At 50.2% G+C, this 17,148-nt stretch carries 14 protein-coding genes; 7 read left to right on the top strand and 7 right to left on the bottom strand.

What is annotated here, in order from left to right:
• Positions 1–30: 30 nt before the first annotated feature.
• Together ACTHS3_RS02010 and ACTHS3_RS02005 are read left to right on the top strand one after the other, a co-directional pair.
• Positions 31–918, top strand: a complete 888-nt coding sequence (locus ACTHS3_RS02010) for a YicC/YloC family endoribonuclease (protein WP_283116877.1) — start codon at positions 31–33, stop codon at positions 916–918.
• A 205-nt stretch (positions 919–1,123) separates the two neighbouring features.
• A complete protein-coding gene (locus tag ACTHS3_RS02005; protein ID WP_070608034.1) occupies positions 1,124–2,074 on the top strand; it encodes a bile acid:sodium symporter family protein in 951 nt (316 codons plus the stop codon).
• 68 nt (positions 2,075–2,142) lie between these two features.
• Here ACTHS3_RS02005 and ACTHS3_RS02000 read toward each other — a convergent pair whose 3' ends face one another.
• On the bottom strand, positions 2,143–2,688 hold the full coding sequence (locus tag ACTHS3_RS02000) for a TIGR00645 family protein (protein ID WP_004519303.1): 546 nt from the start codon (positions 2,686–2,688) through the stop codon (positions 2,143–2,145).
• Positions 2,689–2,884: 196 nt separating this feature from the next.
• Here ACTHS3_RS02000 and ACTHS3_RS01995 point away from each other — a divergent pair, with 196 nt between their 5' ends.
• The gene (locus ACTHS3_RS01995) at positions 2,885–3,655 is read left to right on the top strand and encodes a sulfite exporter TauE/SafE family protein (RefSeq protein WP_039862025.1); all 771 of its coding nucleotides are present in this window, start codon (positions 2,885–2,887) and stop codon (positions 3,653–3,655) included.
• Between the two features lie 49 nt (positions 3,656–3,704).
• Here ACTHS3_RS01995 and ACTHS3_RS01990 read toward each other — a convergent pair whose 3' ends face one another.
• From ACTHS3_RS01990 to ACTHS3_RS01975, 4 genes are all read right to left on the bottom strand, one after another.
• A complete protein-coding gene (locus ACTHS3_RS01990; protein ID WP_070588308.1) occupies positions 3,705–5,300 on the bottom strand; it encodes a peptide chain release factor 3 in 1,596 nt (531 codons plus the stop codon).
• Between the two features lie 213 nt (positions 5,301–5,513).
• On the bottom strand, positions 5,514–6,656 hold the full coding sequence (locus ACTHS3_RS01985; RefSeq protein WP_049335376.1) for an NADH-dependent flavin oxidoreductase: 1,143 nt from the start codon (positions 6,654–6,656) through the stop codon (positions 5,514–5,516).
• A 118-nt stretch (positions 6,657–6,774) separates the two neighbouring features.
• Positions 6,775–7,839: a 2,3-butanediol dehydrogenase gene (locus tag ACTHS3_RS01980; protein WP_003745670.1), complete on the bottom strand. Its 1,065-nt coding sequence runs from the start codon at positions 7,837–7,839 to the stop codon at positions 6,775–6,777.
• 232 nt (positions 7,840–8,071) lie between these two features.
• Positions 8,072–9,130 (bottom strand): histone deacetylase family protein, encoded by a 1,059-nt coding sequence (locus ACTHS3_RS01975; RefSeq protein ID WP_049335378.1) that lies wholly within the window; start codon positions 9,128–9,130, stop codon positions 8,072–8,074.
• Positions 9,131–9,307: 177 nt separating this feature from the next.
• Between ACTHS3_RS01975 and yajC the strand changes: the two genes are divergently transcribed.
• The 4 genes from yajC (at position 9,308) to ACTHS3_RS01955 (ending at position 13,647) form a co-directional block, all read left to right on the top strand.
• The gene (gene yajC, locus ACTHS3_RS01970) at positions 9,308–9,574 is read left to right on the top strand and encodes a preprotein translocase subunit YajC (RefSeq protein ID WP_003675720.1); all 267 of its coding nucleotides are present in this window, start codon (positions 9,308–9,310) and stop codon (positions 9,572–9,574) included.
• A 75-nt stretch (positions 9,575–9,649) separates the two neighbouring features.
• The gene (gene secD / locus ACTHS3_RS01965) at positions 9,650–11,503 is read left to right on the top strand and encodes a protein translocase subunit SecD (protein WP_004519309.1); all 1,854 of its coding nucleotides are present in this window, start codon (positions 9,650–9,652) and stop codon (positions 11,501–11,503) included.
• 3 nt (positions 11,504–11,506) lie between these two features.
• Positions 11,507–12,442, top strand: coding sequence for a protein translocase subunit SecF (gene secF, locus ACTHS3_RS01960; protein ID WP_003686183.1), 936 nt, complete (start codon positions 11,507–11,509; stop codon positions 12,440–12,442).
• A gap of 323 nt (positions 12,443–12,765) precedes the next feature.
• On the top strand, positions 12,766–13,647 hold the full coding sequence (locus ACTHS3_RS01955) for a carbohydrate kinase family protein (protein WP_049330901.1): 882 nt from the start codon (positions 12,766–12,768) through the stop codon (positions 13,645–13,647).
• A 79-nt stretch (positions 13,648–13,726) separates the two neighbouring features.
• On the opposite strand, the gene ACTHS3_RS01950 is transcribed toward ACTHS3_RS01955, so the two are convergent.
• Together ACTHS3_RS01950 and ACTHS3_RS01945 are read right to left on the bottom strand one after the other, a co-directional pair.
• Positions 13,727–14,284, bottom strand: coding sequence for a nitroreductase family protein (locus tag ACTHS3_RS01950; protein ID WP_049330902.1), 558 nt, complete (start codon positions 14,282–14,284; stop codon positions 13,727–13,729).
• Positions 14,285–14,394: 110 nt separating this feature from the next.
• Positions 14,395–17,133 (bottom strand): calcium-binding protein, encoded by a 2,739-nt coding sequence (locus tag ACTHS3_RS01945; RefSeq protein ID WP_440366988.1) that lies wholly within the window; start codon positions 17,131–17,133, stop codon positions 14,395–14,397.
• Positions 17,134–17,148: the final 15 nt, after the last annotated feature.

Below are 17,148 nucleotides of genomic sequence, written 5' to 3'. Positions count from 1 at the left end.
TTCACTCGTATTTGGAAACGGAGTAAAACCATGGCTACAAGACGAACTATTCAAATCCACAGCATGACCGGCTTTGCCAATGCCGCAGGCGAATGCGGAGGCAAGCGGATTAATTTGGAAATCCGCGCGGTCAACCATCGTTATTTGGATGTTCAATTCCGTATGCCGGAAGAATTGCGTTATTTGGAAGGCGCGTTGCGCGAGCAGATTGCCGCGGCTGTGGCGCGCGGTAAATTGGAATGCCGCATCCAGCTGCAGGATGCCTCCTCGGGCGGACAGACTTTGGAGGTCAATCAGGATTTGGTTGCCCAACTGGCGCATTTGAACAAAGAATGGCGCAAGGAACACAATTTCGGCAAGCTGAGCGTGGCAGACGTTTTGCGTTTCCCCGGCGTTTTGGCAGGCCAGGGCGAAGATGCCGAGGCTTTGGCCAAAGGCGTTAAAGATTTATTGACCAGCGCTTTGAAAGAGTTTACAGCCGCCCGCAAACGCGAAGGCAAAAAACTGGGTGAGCACCTGCTGCAACGCCTGGATGGCATGGAAGAGATTGTGGACGCTTTGAACGAATTGTTCCCCAGCCTTCTGCAAGCGCATATGGATAAAGTCAAAACCCGTTTGGCAGAAGCCGTCGGCAATATCGACAACGACCGCTTGCAACAGGAATTTGCTTTATTCATCCAAAAATCCGATGTGGATGAGGAATTCAGCCGTTTGCGCACCCATATCGCCGAAGTACGCCGTATCGTTACCGAAGGCAAGGGCAGCGTAGGCAAACGTTTGGATTTCCTGATGCAGGAGTTGAACCGCGAAGCCAACACTTTGGGCAGCAAAGCCATCGCCGCCGAATGCACGCAAGCGTCGGTTGAACTGAAAGTCTTAATCGAACAAATGCGCGAACAGGTTCAAAATATCGAATAAATCGATAATGAACGGATAAAACAAGGCCGTCTGAAAAGGTTTCAGATGGCCTTTGTGTTGATATTGGGTGGAGTTAGTGTGGTTTGTTTTTAAACATTATTGGATGATGGATTTCCTGTTTCGTTACTGTCATTGCGCACAAGAGTTAATATGTGTTAAATTATGGCAATTATTGTCATGATAAAAACATACAAAGGAGTAAAATATGAACTTTCTGACCGCTATCAGTCGGCAAATGACCCGCTTCACCGCCTTGATTATCGTCCTTGCCTCCATCATCGCCTTTATCGAACCTGCCACTTTTTCGTGGGTGAAAGGCGATACGCAAGTCGTCGTACTCGGCATCATCATGCTCGGTATGGGCATGACTTTGGGCAAAGAAGATTATCAAATTCTGGCGCAACGTCCGCTCGATATTTTTATCGGCGCAATCGCCCAATACACGATTATGCCCCTGCTTGCCATCGGCATTGCCAGAGCCTTTGACCTCTCGCCCGGATTGACGCTGGGTTTGGTTTTGGTCGGCACCTGCCCGGGCGGCGTTTCGTCCAATATCATGAGTTTTTTGGCTAAAGGCGATGTCGCCTTTTCGGTCGGCATGACCACCGTCTCCACCGTCCTCGCGCCTGTGATGACGCCGCTGTGGATGACTTATTTGGTCGGACAAACCGTCGAAATGGACGGCTGGGGTATGTTCAAATTTATGCTGCTCGTTACCCTGTTGCCTGTCGTTATCGGCTCTGCCGCCAATATATTGCTGCATAAAAAACATTGGTTTGAAGACGTGCGCGCGATTATGCCTGCCGTTGCCGTTGTCGCGTTTGCCTGCATCGTTGGCGGCGTTGCTGCTGTTCACGGCCACCGATTTGCCGAATCCGCCTTGGTTATGGTACTCGCCATCGCTGCCCACAACATCGGCGGCTACATCCTCGGCTATTACAGCGGCGCGCTGACCGGCATGAATACCGCCAAAAAACGCACCCTTGCCATCGAAGTCGGTGTACAAAATGCCGGACTTGCCACCGGTTTGAGTGCTAAATTCTTCCCCGGTAATGCCGAGTCCGCCGTTGCCGCCGCCGTTGCCTGCGTTTGGCACTCTGTATCGGGAACGGTTTTGGGCAACTTGTTTGCCTGGTGGGACAAGCGTAAGCAATGAGCTGTAAACATTGCCAGATAACAAAAGGCCGTCTGAAATATTTCAGACGGCCTTTTGATTGCTTTTTATCAATGCGCTTTATGCGTCGTGCTGTACACGATTTTGTCCGTTAAAGCCATGGCGAGGGCAGAAATCAGGAAGCAGATGTGGGTAATACATTGCCACATGATTTGTTTTTCCGACAGATTGGCGGCGTTGAGGAAGGTTTGCAGCAGATGGATGGAGGAAATGCTGATGATGGACATCGACAGCTTAACCTTTAAAACCGAAGCATTGACATGACTGAGCCATTCGGGCTGGTCGGGATGTTCGTCAACATGGAGGCGGGAAACGAAGGTCTCGTAACCGCCGACAATGACCATGGTCAACAGGTTGGCAATCATCACGACATCAATCAGGTTCAATACGGCGATCATGATGGTGTTTTCATCCATGATGCTGAAATTGGATACCAAGTGCCACAAGGATTTGAGGAACTTACAGGCATAAATGACTTGGGCGATAATCAAGCCTATATAAATCGGCAGTTGCAGCCAGCGGCTGGCAAAAATGAAATGCGCGAAGATGCCCATTCGGTCGTGGGCTGTGCGTTTGGTCGGGGTGGAATGTTCCATAAAATGTGTTGTGTGTAGGAAAGATAAGGGGCGGCATTTTAATGGAAAAATTTTTAAGCCGCAATTTGAGCGGTTGAATTTAAAAAGAAAGGCCGTCTGAAAACAGGATATCGTTCCTTGTTTTTCAGACGGCCTTGTAGGTTGTCAGGACAGGCAAATACGCGCAAAATCGCTTTGCTTTTTAGAGATGGACATTATGCTTGCAGATTCGTTTTTTTATTATCTGGTGTTGGTCGGCTTTGCCGCAGGGCTGATGGATGCGGCGGTTGGCGGAGGCGGGCTATTGCAGATTCCCGGATTATTCAACCTATTGCCAAACGCTACACCTGTGGCCTCGGTAATGGGTGTCAATAAATTTGCTTCCTGCTGCGGCACGCTGACTGCGACGGGGCAATACCTGCGCCGAATCCCCGTGCCGTGGAAAATGCTGCTGCCTGCCGCGGTGTTGGCATTTGTCGCTTCATATTTGGGCGCGAAAACGGTGGTGTATTTCCCCGTGCAATACATGAAACCGACGATGTTGGTCATCATGATTGCCATGTGTCTGTACACTTTTTTGAAAAAAGACTTGGGACAGACGGTGCGCACTGAAAAGCTGACGCGCCGCGAAACTTTATGGGGCTTATTTTTCGGCGCGTTAATCGGGTTTTACGACGGCGTGTTCGGGCCGGGAACGGGCAGCCTGCTGGCTTTTGTGTTCGTCCGCTTTTACGGCTATGATTTTTTAGCGGCTAACGCCTCGGCAAAGGTCATCAATTCGACCACCAATCTTGCTGCGCTGACGTTTTTTATTCCGCAAGGCCATGTTGTGTGGGCATGGGCGATACCGTTGGCGGTGGCGAATTTGTGCGGCGGCGTGGTCGGCGCGCGCTTGGCAATGCGCGGCGGAACCAGGCTGCTGCGTTATGGGTTTATGTTGCTGCTGTGCCTGACCATCGGAAAGTTTGCTTGGGATTTATTGGGTTGATATCGAATGAAAAAAAGGCCGTCTGAAAGTTTCAGACGGCCTTTGCGTTTTACAGTTTAACCGAATGCTCGCGCGTTTCGTGGAACACGATGTCCGGCCAGCGTTCCTGCGTCAGGTTTAAGTTGACGCGGTTAGGCGCAAGGTAGGCGAGGTTGCCGCCTGCGTCTATCGCCAGATTGCCTGCGTTAGCTTTTTCAAATTCCGCCAGCTTTTTCTTGTCTTCGCACGATACCCAGCGCGCCGACCAGATGGATGCGCTGTCGAACACGGCTTCTACGCCGTATTCGTTGGCCAGCCGCGAGGTAACGACTTCAAACTGCAACACGCCGACCGCGCCCAAAATCAAATCTGCGCCGCTCATCGGTTTGAAGACTTGTACCGCGCCTTCTTCGCCGAGTTGCTGCAAACCTTTTTGCAGTTGCTTGATTTTCAGCGGATTTTTGATGCGGACGCTGCGGAACAGTTCGGGTGCGAAGAAGGGAATGCCGGTAAATGCCAGTTGTTCGCCTTCGGAGAAGCTGTCGCCGATTTGGATGTTGCCGTGGTTCGGGATGCCGATGATGTCGCCGGCGTAGGCTTCTTCCACCAGCTCGCGGTCGTGCGACATGAAGGTTACCACGCTGGAGGCGGCGATTTCGCGGTTGATGCGCAGATGTTTCATCTTCATGCCGCGCTCGAATTTACCGGAGCAGACGCGCAAGAAGGCGATGCGGTCGCGGTGTTTCGGGTCCATATTGGCTTGGATTTTAAAGATAAATCCGGAAAACTTCGGCTCATCTGGCTCGACCATGCGTACGGTCGCATCGCGCGGTTTCGGCGCAGGCGCCCATTCAATCAATGAATTGAGGATTTCCTGAATACCGAAGTTGTTAATTGCCGAACCGAAGAACACGGGCGTGAGTTCGCCGGCGAGGAATTCGTCGAGATTGAACTCGTTGGAAGCCGCCTGCACCAATTCGATTTCGTCGCGCAACTGTTGGATTTCCAACGGAAAGCGTTGTTCCAATTCGGGATTGTCGATGCCTTTGATGATGTCGAACTCGTGCGGCAGGCGTTCACCGCCCGCTTCAAAGAGATAGATTTCGTCGTTCAGGATGTGGTACACGCCTTTGAAGTTTTTGCCCATGCCGATTGGCCAAGTTACGGGCGCGCAGCGGATTTGCAGGATGTTTTCTACTTCGTCCAAGAGTTCCAGCGAATCGCGCACTTCGCGGTCGTATTTGTTCATGAACGTAACAATCGGCGTATTGCGCAGGCGGCAGACGTTCAAGAGTTTGATGGTTTGCGCTTCCACGCCTTTTGCCGCGTCGATGACCATCAAGGCGCTGTCGACGGCGGTCAATACGCGGTAGGTATCTTCGGAGAAATCTTGGTGTCCCGGCGTGTCCAAGAGGTTGACGGTATGGTCTTTGTAGTCGAACTGCATCACGCTTGATGCCACGGAAATGCCACGCTGCTTCTCGATTTCCATCCAGTCGGAGGTGGCGAATTTGCCGGTTTTCTTGCCTTTTACCGTACCCGCGCTCTGAATCGCGCCTGAAAACAGCAACAGTTTTTCGGTCAGCGTGGTTTTACCCGCGTCAGGGTGGGAGATGATGGCAAACGTGCGGCGGCGGCGCACTTGGTCGAGGATTTCTTGGGACATGGTTTTCTTTGCAAAAAGTTTCAGGCCGCTTTTTCAGACGGCCTGAAGGGTATGGGTGTTGGAAAACAGGCTAAAATAAGGGCGTGTGCGACACGCCCTGCAATAGATTGAAAGATGCGGAATTGTACAAAAAAATGCTTGATAATTCAATGTTTGCACCAAACCAAAGGCCGTCTGAAAAGTTTCAGACGGCCTTGTGCTATGAATCGATGATTAAATATCCATCGGTTTCCATTCCGCGCCTTTTACCGGCGGCAGCCATGATTGCGTACCGCTGGAGGCAAATCCCCACAAGGTGTCGGGGAGGCCGTAATGGTCGGCGCGTGTCGGGTCGAGTTGCGTTTCGATTTCAGCTTCGCGGCCTTCGCGGATTTGCGTGGCGATGTGCGGATTAATCATCACGGTTTTGCCCAAGGCGATAAATTCTGCCCAGCCGGTTTCATAGGCGGCCAAAATTTGGTCGGCGGTAAACAGGTTGCCCACGCCGATAAGCGGCAGTTTGCCGTTGATGCGTTCGTGGATAAACTGCATACGGGTTTGGGCGGTATCGCCGCCGCGACGGATTTTTTTATCAAATTCCCACAGGGAAACGTGCAGATATTGCAGCGGTTTTTGTACCAATGCGTCAATCAGTGCGCCGGTTTCGGTCATGGTTAAGCCGTCTTCGCCCGGCTCTTCGGGGGAGAAGCGGTAGCCGATAATGAAATCGTCGCGCTGGTGTTTTTCTCGGACGGCAACCACGGCATCGACAACGGCCAGCGGGAAGCGCATTCTGTTTTCCAAGCTGCCGCCCCATTGGTCGTTGCGGCGGTTGCTTTGGGCAGAGTAAAACTGTTGGATTAAATAGCCGTTCGCACCGTGTATTTCCACGCCGTCAAAACCGGCACGAAGCGCCAAATCGGCGGCTTGCGCATAAGAGGCGATGAGTGCTTCGACTTCTTCTGCGGTCGCTTCGCGTGCGTGTTCGGCTTCGTTGGCGGAAGCGCTGATTTTGTCGAGACCGTCCAAAAGGTCATCAATGGCTTTGGAACCGCCGTGATGGATTTGCAAAATCGCTTTTGTGCCTTGTTGTCGCAGGATTTGTGCGGTTTCTTTCAGGCTGTCGAGGCAGTGTTCGCCTGTGGCTTCAGGTTGGCCGTGAAAGGCTTTGCCGTCTTTTTGAACCAAAGTGGCGGCCGTGATAAACAGGCCCATATCGCCTGCGCGGTTGCTGAGGAAGGTACGCTCTTGGTCGCTGATTAAACCGTCGGTTTGTGAACCGAAATGGGTCATGGGGGCGACGGCAAGGCGGTTTTTGATGGTTACGCCGTTATTGAGGGTGTATGTTTGAAAGAGTGGGGCGTATTTTGGATTCATGAGATTTTGCTCTTGATAAGTGAATGGTTGGCAGAGGATTGGGCCATTCGGGAATTTATCAAGTAAACAGGCCGTCTGAAAAGTTTCAGACGGCCTGTTTATTCTTTAAGCCTTAGGATTAAAGATTAGGATTAACAATGATTTTTACTGCGGATTCATTGTTGTGGATCAAGCGCTCGAAGCCTTCGGAAATCAATTCGTCCAGTTTGATGCGTTGGGTGATGAAAGGCTCAAGGTTGATTTTGCCTTCTTCAACCAATTTGATGGTTTCGGCGTGGTCGTTGCAGTAGGCGATGGTGCCGCGCACGTCCAGCTCTTTCATCACAACGCTGTGGACGTTGATGGTAGCGGGGTGGCTCCAAATGGATACGATGACGACTTTCGCAGTCGGACGGCATGCTTCGACCATGGTGTCCAGCACTTTGTTGACGCTGGTGCATTCGAATGCAACGTCTACGCCTTCGCCGTTGGTCAGTTTTTTCACTTCTTCAACGACATCGACTTCGGATGGGTCGAGGATGTAGTCGGCCACGCCGGCTTCGCGTGCTTTGTCTTTACGCGCTTTGCTCAATTCGGTGATGATGACTTTGATGCCTTTGGCTTTCAGTACGGCAGCCAACAGCAAACCGATTGGGCCTGCGCCGCCGACCAATGCGACGTCGCCTTCTTTCGCGCCACTGCGTACATAAGCATGGTGGCCGACAGACAGAGGCTCAATCAAAGCAGCTTGGTCCAATGGGATTTTGTCGGAAATAGGGTGTACCCAACGGCGTTTAACGGCAATTTTTTCAGACAAGCCGCCACCGCAGCCGCCCAAGCCGATGAAGTTCATGTCTTTGGAGAGGTGGTAGTTGCTGCCTTCGCCGGTCGGTACGTCGTCGCGGATGATGTAGGGTTCGACAACAACGTGTTGACCGACTTTGATGTCGTCCACGCCTTCGCCTACGGCATAAACCACGCCGGAGAACTCGTGACCCATGGTGACTGGCGCAGACTCGCCGGAGATTGGGTGCGGATGGCCGCAAGGCGGAATGAAAATCGGGCCTTCCATGAATTCATGCAGGTCTGTACCGCAGATACCGCACCAAGCAACATTGATGCCGACAGTACCCGGAGCTACGGTTGGCTCGGGAATGTCTTCGATGCGGATGTCGCCTTTGTTATAAAAACGTGCTGCTTTCATTGTAACGCTCCTTTTTTAAAGTGGAGGCCGTCTGAAAAAGACGGTCAATTGGGGAAAGGGAAGCAGTGTGGCGTGTGAAATGTTTTTATTGATATGTTTTATGTTTGTTATTTTACTACTGATAATATGGAAATGGTTTGTCTTTGCTCAAATTAAAGTTTGTAAATGAAAAAAAAGGCCTTCTGAAATGGATAATCTGTTTTCAGACGGCCTGGGCAATAGTTTGAATGCGTTATGGTGTAGGATTGTTACTTTTGCCGCGCTTCAGATGCTTTTGGTAGGCGATGACGTAATCGGCCTTGCTTAAGCCCGCCAATACGCGGATGTGGGCGGCGGCGGATTTGGACATGGATTCCAAGGTATAGCCGCCTTCCAGCACGGAAACAACACGTCCTTGGCAGCTTGCCGTTGCTTGGACGATTTTGTGCGTCAGCCAGGCAAAATCGGCTTCATGCAGGTTCAGACGGCCTGTTTCGTCTTGTTTATGCCCGTCAAAACCTGCCGAAAGCAACACCAACTCGGGGCGGAAGGCCGTGAGCTTGGGCAGCCATTGTTCGCGGATGGTCGTGCGGAAGATACGGCTGCCTGTGCCTGGTTTGAGGGGCGTATGCAGCATATTTTTATTGCCGGCGTATTGTTCCGCCTGAGGGAAGGGAAAGATATCGGTTTCAAACAGGTTGAAAAACATCACGCGCGGATCGTCTTGGAGAATCTCCGCCGTTCCATCGCCGAAGTGGACGTCGAAATCGATGACGGCGATGCGTTGCAAGCGGTATTGGGCAATGGCGTGCATCACGCCGGTGGCGGTGTTGTTGATCAGGCAAAATCCGCCGGCGCTGTTGCTGTGGGCATGGTGGCCTGGCGGGCGGATGGCGCAAAAAGCATGCCAGGCTTTTTTATTCATCACCATATCGACTGCCTTGACAACGGCTCCGGCCGCAAAACGGGCGGCTTGAAGGGAGTCGTGGCAGATGACCGTATCGTCATCGATGCGGTGGATTTTGCCGGGGAGCGGCTGGGCGGCTTCCAACTCGTGCAGATAGTTGCGCGAGTGGACCAATGCCAGCTGCGCATCTTTGATTTCCGGTGCTTCGGTGGTTTGCAGGCGACGCCAAATGCCTTCTTGTTTTAAGGCAGTTTGAATGGAGCTGATGCGTTCGGGCCTGTCGGGATGGTTAGGCCCCGGCTGGTGCTGTAGGAATATCGGATGCGAAATCCATACGGTGCGGGCGTTTTTGCCAAACAAACGGCGTAGGCGGGTGCTGATGCGCCAAAGGATTTTTTTGAACATGGAACAGTATGTGTCGGACAAGTCGTAAAGACTGCTAAATATGGTTAATAAATACGGAAATACTTGGAAATTTTTCAGACGACCTTTAGAATAGCTCAATTTTACAGTCCAACCAATGTATTTGATTGCAGTGTGCAGTTTTTTACTTAATCTAAAACTTGAAAGAACGGATATATTATGAATCAAGCAGTGGCTCAATTTGCCCCTTTAGTGCTGATCATGGTGGTGTTCTACTTCCTGATTATGCGTCCTCAACAAAAGAAATTCAAAGCGCACCAAGCGATGTTGGCCGCTTTGAAAGTCGGCGATAAAGTCGTTTTGGCGGCAGGCTTCAAAGGCCGCGTGACCAAAGTCGGCGAGCAATTCTACACTGTCGACATCGGTCAAGGTGCGAAAATCGAAGTGGAAGTTGAGCGCAACGCGATTGCCGCGAAAGCCGAATAATCCGTTTTTTTGCAAAAAGCCGCCTCATTTTCCGAGCGCGGCTGTTTGCCTTTATAAATAAAGCAAAGGTTTACCATGAACCGTTATCCTTTATGGAAATACCTGCTGATTGCGTTCACGATTGTGGTTGCGGCTGTTTACTCGCTGCCCAACCTTTTCGGTGAAACGCCTGCCGTACAGGTATCGACCAACCGACAAGCCATCGTTATCAATGAGCAAACCCAGTCTAAAGTGGATGCCGCGCTGAAACAGGCAGGTATTCAGACTGATGGTATGTTCATCGTCGACAACTCGCTGAAAGTGCGTTTCAAAGATACCGAAACGCAACTGAAAGCGCGCGACGTCATCGAAAATACTTTGGGCGAGGGCTATATTACCGCGCTCAACCTGTTGGCAGACAGCCCTGAGTGGATGGCGAAAATCAAAGCCAATCCGATGTTCCTGGGTCTGGACTTGCGCGGCGGCGTGCATTTCACCATGCAGGTGGACATGAAAGCCGCGATGCAGAAAACGTTTGAACGTTATTCCGGCGATATCCGCCGCGAATTGCGCCGCGAAAAAATCCGTACCGGCACGGTGCATCAGACTGAAAACGGTCTGACCGTGCCTTTGCAAGATGCTGCCGATGTACAAAAAGCCTTGCCTCAGTTGCAAAAATTGTTCCCTGAAGCCACGCTGCTGCCGGACGGTAACAATATCGTGCTGACTTTGTCTGAAGAGGCAATCAATAAAGTACGTTCTGATGCAGTTAAACAAAATATCAATACGTTGCACAACCGTGTGAACGAATTGGGCGTAGCCGAACCGGTTATCCAACAATCCGGCCTTGACCGCATTGTCGTACAGCTGCCGGGCGTGCAAGATACTGCCAAAGCAAAAGATATTATCGGTCGTACTGCGACTTTGGAAGTGCGTATGGTGGAAGACGATCCGATCAAACTGCAAGAAGCTTTGAACGGCAATGTGCCGACCGGTTACGAATTGCTGTCAAGCGGTGGCGATCATCCGGAAACTATCTTGGTCAACAAACAAGTTGAACTAACCGGCGACAACATCAACGATGCGCAACCTAGCTTTGACCAAATGGGCGCGCCTGCCGTGAGCCTGAGCCTGGATAGTGCGGGCGGCAGCATTTTTGGCGAATTGACTTCGGCCAATGTGGGTAAACGTATGGCTATGGTGTTGATCGACCAAGGTAAATCCGAAGTCGTGACCGCGCCTGTCATCCGAGCCGCCATTACCGGTGGCCGCGTGGAGATTTCCGGCAGCATGACGACAGCCGAAGCCAACGATACTTCATTGTTGCTGCGCGCCGGTTCGCTGGCCGCGCCGATGCAGATTGTCGAAGAACGTACCATCGGCCCGTCTTTGGGTAAAGAAAACATTGAAAAAGGTTTCCACTCTACCTTGTGGGGCTTTGCCGCTGTTGCTGCATTCATGGTGATTTACTATCGCTTGATGGGTTTCTTCTCTACCATTGCCTTGAGTACCAATATCTTGTTTTTGGTGGGTATTTTGTCTGCCATGCAGGCAACGCTGACCTTGCCGGGTATTGCCGCCTTGGCTTTGACCTTGGGTATGGCGATTGACTCCAACGTGTTGATTAATGAACGTATCCGTGAGGAACTGCGTGCCGGTGTCGTACCACAGCAGGCCATCAACCTCGGTTTCCAACACGCTTGGGCAACCATTGTCGATTCCAACTTGACCTCCCTGATTGCCGGTATCGCTTTGTTGGTATTCGGTTCCGGCCCGGTACGCGGTTTTGCGGTTGTACACTGTATCGGTATTCTGACTTCGATGTATTCATCCGTGGTCGTGTTCCGTGCTTTGGTCAACCTGTGGTACGGCCGTCGCCGCAAATTGCAAAATATTTCCATCGGTTCGGTATGGAAGCCGAAAGCTGAAATGGCAGAAGGCAAGGAGTAAAACATGGAATTATTTAAAATCAAACGTGATATTCCGTTTATGAGCTACGGCAAACTGACGACTTTTATTTCGTTGGTTACGTTTATCGCCGCCGTGTTCTTTTTGGTAACCAAAGGCCTGAATTTCTCCGTCGAATTTACAGGCGGTACGGTGATGGAAGTCCAATATCAGCAGGGCGTGGATGTGAATAAAACGCGCGAACGCCTCGATACGCTGAAAATGGGTGATGTACAGGTTCAGGCCTTGGGTACGAATAAACACATTATGATTCGCCTGCCGAACAAAGAAGGCGTAACGTCTGCACAGCTGTCCAACCAAGTGATGGATTTGCTGAAAAAAGACAACCCTGACGTTACCTTGCGCCAAGTCGAATTCATCGGCCCTCAGGTTGGTGAAGAATTGGTTACCAATGGTTTGATGGCATTGGGCTTCGTGGTGGCAGGTATTATTATTTACTTGTCCATGCGTTTTGAGTGGCGTTTTGCAGTATCCGCGATTATTGCGAATATGCACGATATCGTGATTATTCTCGGCTGTTTCGCCTTCTTCCAATGGGAATTCTCATTGACTGTCTTGGCAGGTATCTTGGCTGTTTTGGGTTATTCCGTAAACGAATCTGTGGTGGTATTTGACCGTATTCGCGAAAACTTCCGCAAGCCGCATATGCGCGGCCACACTGTGCCGGAAGTCATCGACAACGCGATTACTGCAACCATGAGCCGTACCATCATTACCCACGGTTCGACCGAGGCAATGGTTGTTTCTATGCTGGTGTTTGGCGGTGCAGCCTTGCACGGTTTCTCTATGGCGCTGACTATCGGTATCGTGTTCGGTATTTACTCTTCCGTATTGGTTGCCAGCCCGCTCTTGCTGATGTTTGGCTTGAGTCGTGAGAACATTGCCAAAGAAGTGAAGAAAAAAGAAGAAGTTGTAGTTTAATCGCTGCAATGCTGCGATAAAGGCCGTCTGAAAATTGATTGAATCAGTTTTCAGACGGCCTTTTGTATTTAAATTTCAGAATATTTTGTTTTAATGAAACAGGAGGGGATAAATGTGAAAGAAAAAGAAAAAATAGGAACAATATAATTTTGTGATGAATCAAGTTTATTGTCTGATATTCCCTTAATTGCTTGTCAGTCCCAATATTTTAAAACATAATACTTTTGCCCCCGATGCTGGAGTTTTACTACAAGTACATGATTTGCAAAAATCTGTCGGGTGTGCAGACCCAGCCAATCAACCTCAAAAAAGGAAGGCCAAGAATGAAAGTAACCAGTTTCGGCGAAGTGCTGTGGGACGATTTTCCAAACGGAAAGGTATTGGGTGGTGCACCCCTAAATGTTGCTGTCCGTTTGCAGTCTTTGGGTATCGATGCTGTCATCATCAGTCGTCGCGGCGATGATGCCGATGGCGAGGAATTGCTACGTCAAATTCAAAGTAAAAACGTCAATACTGATTATTTGCAGGTTTGTCACGAATGTGCGACCAGCTTGGTGAAAGTACACTTGGACAAGTCTGGCAGTGCGTCTTATGAGATTGTTTATCCTTGCGCGTGGGACAGGATTGCGGTTGATGATGCGGCAATCAAACGTGTGGCAGAATCAGATGCTTTCGTTTTTGGCAGCTTGGCAACCCGCGATGAAGTTTCGCGTAAAAGCTTGGCGGTTTTGCTGAAAGAAGCCAAATTCAAAATTTTTGACGTTAATCTGCGTAAGCCTCATTACGATATTGACCGCTTGCTTGAGACCATGAAACAGTCCGATATGGTCAAACTCAATGATGATGAGCTGTATGAGTTGGCTGCGGCTTACGGTTCTCCTTATCACAGTATCGAACAAAATATCGGCTACCTCGTTGAGCTGACCGGCGTCAAAATCTTGTGTGTGACTTTGGGTAGTCATGGCGCGGTTTTGTATAAGGACGGCGAGTTGTACCGTCATTGCGGTTTCCGCGTCAAAGTGGTGGATACTGTCGGCTCCGGCGACAGCTTTCTTGGTGGTTTGACTTACAAGCTGCTCAATAATGCGCCTCCTCAAGAAGCCATTGCTTTTGCTTGTGCGCTGGGTGCATTGGTGGCTTCACGTCATGGCGCGACGGCGGATATTTCTTTGGAAGAAGTTGAAGCGTTTATGAATCCTGCTTGATATTTTGACAAGAGACATAAAAAGGCCGTCTGAAAACCATTAAATCAGGTTTTTCAGACGGCCTTAGTATTTTCAGGCTTTACCAATAAGTTGTAAAACATTCTAAGTTGGTATTTTTCGGGCCGCTTCCTTCTTCGGTCGGCGAACCAATCATCATCAGGCCGATGATTTTGTCTTTGTCGGCACACTCAAATGCTTCGCGCAACAATGGGCTGTTGACCCACATGCCCGTAATCCAAACATTGTCGAAGCCTTGAGCAGAAGCAGCCAGTTGTAAAGCATAGGCGGCGCAGCCTGCAGTCAGCATTTGCTCCCATTCAGGTTTGGGTTTCGCCACTTCACGGTTTGGCGCAAATGTAACGCCAATAATCATAGGCGCCATGTTGCCGACGCGTTCGGCCTTTTTCATGGCATCATCACCGAAGTTGAGTTCGGTAACGGTCTTGCCCAAAAGCTCGCGGAAACGTTGTAAGCCGGCCTCGCTTTGAATTACAGTAAAGCGGTAAGGGCGCATATTGCCGTGATCAGGTACTTGTGTTGCCGCTTGCAGCATTTGTTCCAGTTGCTCGGCATTGGGTGCAGGAGCAGTCAGTTTTTTGGAAGAGCGACGAGTGGTGAGGAGATTTAAGGCATCCATTTTTATTCTTTCTTGTGAATTCGAATGAGAATAATTATATAGCAGAACGATAAATAAATCAGCAAAGGACTAAGGCCGTCTGAATTAAGGTTTCAGACGGCCTTTGAGTTTTACAGGATACCGTTGTTTTGTGTATTTTCAGTAATCAGTGCTTTGCTGATTTCATCGGCGGTGTAGCTCTTACCGTTTCCGAATACAAAGCTGTCGACATTATTGTTGGCAATGTCATGGATGGTCAGGGTGTCGCCTGTATCTTTGATGGTTAAGACCCAATCATCGCCGGTTTTCAACTGTAAATCTTTCAGCGTCAGCCCTTCTTTGAAAAGGACTTGGGTATCGCTGCCACCATACGGATTAAAGGTGTCGTTGCCGCTGTTTCTGCCAAACATGATAACGGTGTTGTCGGCACCCGGGTCGGTAATGGTATCGTTGCCGCCGGCCGTATCAACGATGTTGATGCCTCGGCCCAAAGTAATGGTTTCATCGCTTCGGTTGCCCCTGTATTCGACAACAGAAGTGTAATGCGACAAATCTAAATCGCTGTTGTCGCTATCGGCGTGGATGGTGTGATTGAAGTTGTTGTACACATCACGGTTGAGTTCTTCAACGGGTTGGCCTGTGTATTGGACGATGTTTTTGTTGCCGATCATGTGCGGGATAGACAGTTTGAAGTGGTTGATCAGCTCGCCTGTGCTGTATGAGGTATTGCCGTCAAACTGAAACTCGGAAATCGCACCATAAATACCGCTTTGGTTTTTGATGGTTAAAACATCGTCCGTGCCTTTAATGCGGATATGCCAAGTATCGCCATCCAACAGGGGGGGGGATACAAATTGGTTGCTGTCGGGTATGTCGGCAATCCCGGTTTTGTCGTAACCTTTTTCAACGGTAATTTCGAGGTCGTCAAGGGTAATGCCGCCGGTAAATTTAACGACATTAGCGTTGAGTCTGTGTAGGCTTGCCTCGCTATCAAAACCGAAGTTGTAGTCGAAAATGGTGTCGTGGCCGTAACCTTTTCCGAAAACATAGGTGTCGTTGTGTTCTCCGCCTTCCAGATAATCATTGCCTGCGCCGCCGTCGAGTAAGTCGGTGCCTACATGGGCATAGAGTTTGTCGTTACCGTTGCCACCATAGAATTTATCGTCGGAAGCAGGTTCGTTGCCGTAATAGGTTTCGCTGTGTTCGCGTAAGATGTCATCTCCGTCGTGGCCATAGAGGGTGTCATGGCCGTCGTTGCCAGCGTCAATTTCATTGTCGGCTGCATTACCATGCAAAGTGTCGTCGCCGTTTGTGCCGGCAAATTTAATGGTTTCGGCTTTCACTGGTTGGAAGGCCTGTTGGAACTGCGCGGCAGTGTAGGTTTGGTCGTTGAACTGGAAACGGTCGATGGAAATACTGCCATCCGCGCCGATTTGGTTTTGAATCAGGGCTGAACCTTGTTCGGAAGTAATTTCCCAGCTTTGGCTGCCATCATCGTTATGAATGGTCTTCAGGTTGAGCTTGGCATTGTTCAGGCCGTCTGAAAACTTGAGGGTATTGATGCCTTGGTTGTCGATAATGGTATCGTTGTCGCCGTAGATATAGGTATCGTTTCCGGCGCCGCCTTTCAGAATGTCTTTACCTTTGCCGCCCACCAAAATGTCGTCGCCTGAATCACCATTGATGACATCGTTACCGTCGCCGCCATCCAGATAATCGTTGCCCTCGCCGCCGTTGAGGTTGTCGTTGCCACCCATGCCGTAAACAGTATCATCACCGCGTCCGCTGTTGAGGCGGTTGCGGCCTTCGTTACCGGTCAGAATGTTATTGCTGTTGTTGCCGGCGGCAAAAATATTGGTCGAGCCGGTTAAGGTAACATTTTCGACGTGGATAGCGGCAGTATGGGAAATGCTGCTGAATACGGTGTCTTCGCCGCCGCCAGCCTGTTCAATCACCACGTCTTTTACATCATCAACGTAGTAAGTGTCATTGCCGTCTCCGCCTTCCATAATGTCGGAACTGGCCTTGCCGTCGATAATATCATCGCCGGATGTGCCGATGAGGTAGTCATTGTCGTCGCTGCCATCGATGGTCTGACCGCTTTCGGTATGCTCAGTCAGGGAAATATCGAAATATTTGGCAAAGTTGTTTACATCCAGTTTTTGTGTGCCAATGATGAAGTGGGAGACTGCCGGTGTGGTACCGTTTTGAGTGTATTGGTTTTTGATGGTTAAAACGGCGTTGCTGTTTTTCACGGCAATCAGCCAGTCATGACCGCCGGTTTCATTGTTTCGGACTTCAACGGTTAAATCGTTAAGGCTCAGGTCAGTATGGAAGCGGATGCTGTTGTGGCCTTGGTTGTCGATGATGGTGTCTTGCTCGCTTTTGGCAGAGAAAAGGTAGGTGTCGTCACCTTCGCCACCTTCAAGCACATCGTTGCCTGTTTCTCCGTTGAGGGTGTCATTGCCTGTTTCGCCGAAAAGACGGTCGTCGCCTTCGCCGCCGTTGATGAAATCGTTACCGCCACCGCCGTAAACGATGTCGTCTCCGCGGCCGCTGTTGAGGCGGTTGCGGCCTTCATTGCCGATGAGGATGTTGTTGCTGTTGTTGCCTGCACCGAAGATGTTGGCTGTACCCGTCAAAACAAGGTTTTCAACGTGGTTTGGAAGGGTATAGCTGACGTTGCTGTAAACCGTATCATCGCCACCATTTGGATTTTCAATGATTTTATCGTCGCTGCGGGTTACATAATAAACGTCATCTCCCGATGTACCTGTTGTTGCTTGTGCAATAGGGGATGGCTGTAATTGCTCTAAATGTCGTAATTCAAATTGCGCATTGCGGATGCGCATTGCTTTTTCGATTGTCATGATATTTTCTTTAGA

Source organism: Neisseria sp. P0009.S007 (genome assembly GCF_051962515.1).
Note: the sequence above shows the minus strand (reverse complement) of the source record. Positions and strands in the feature narration are given on the sequence as shown.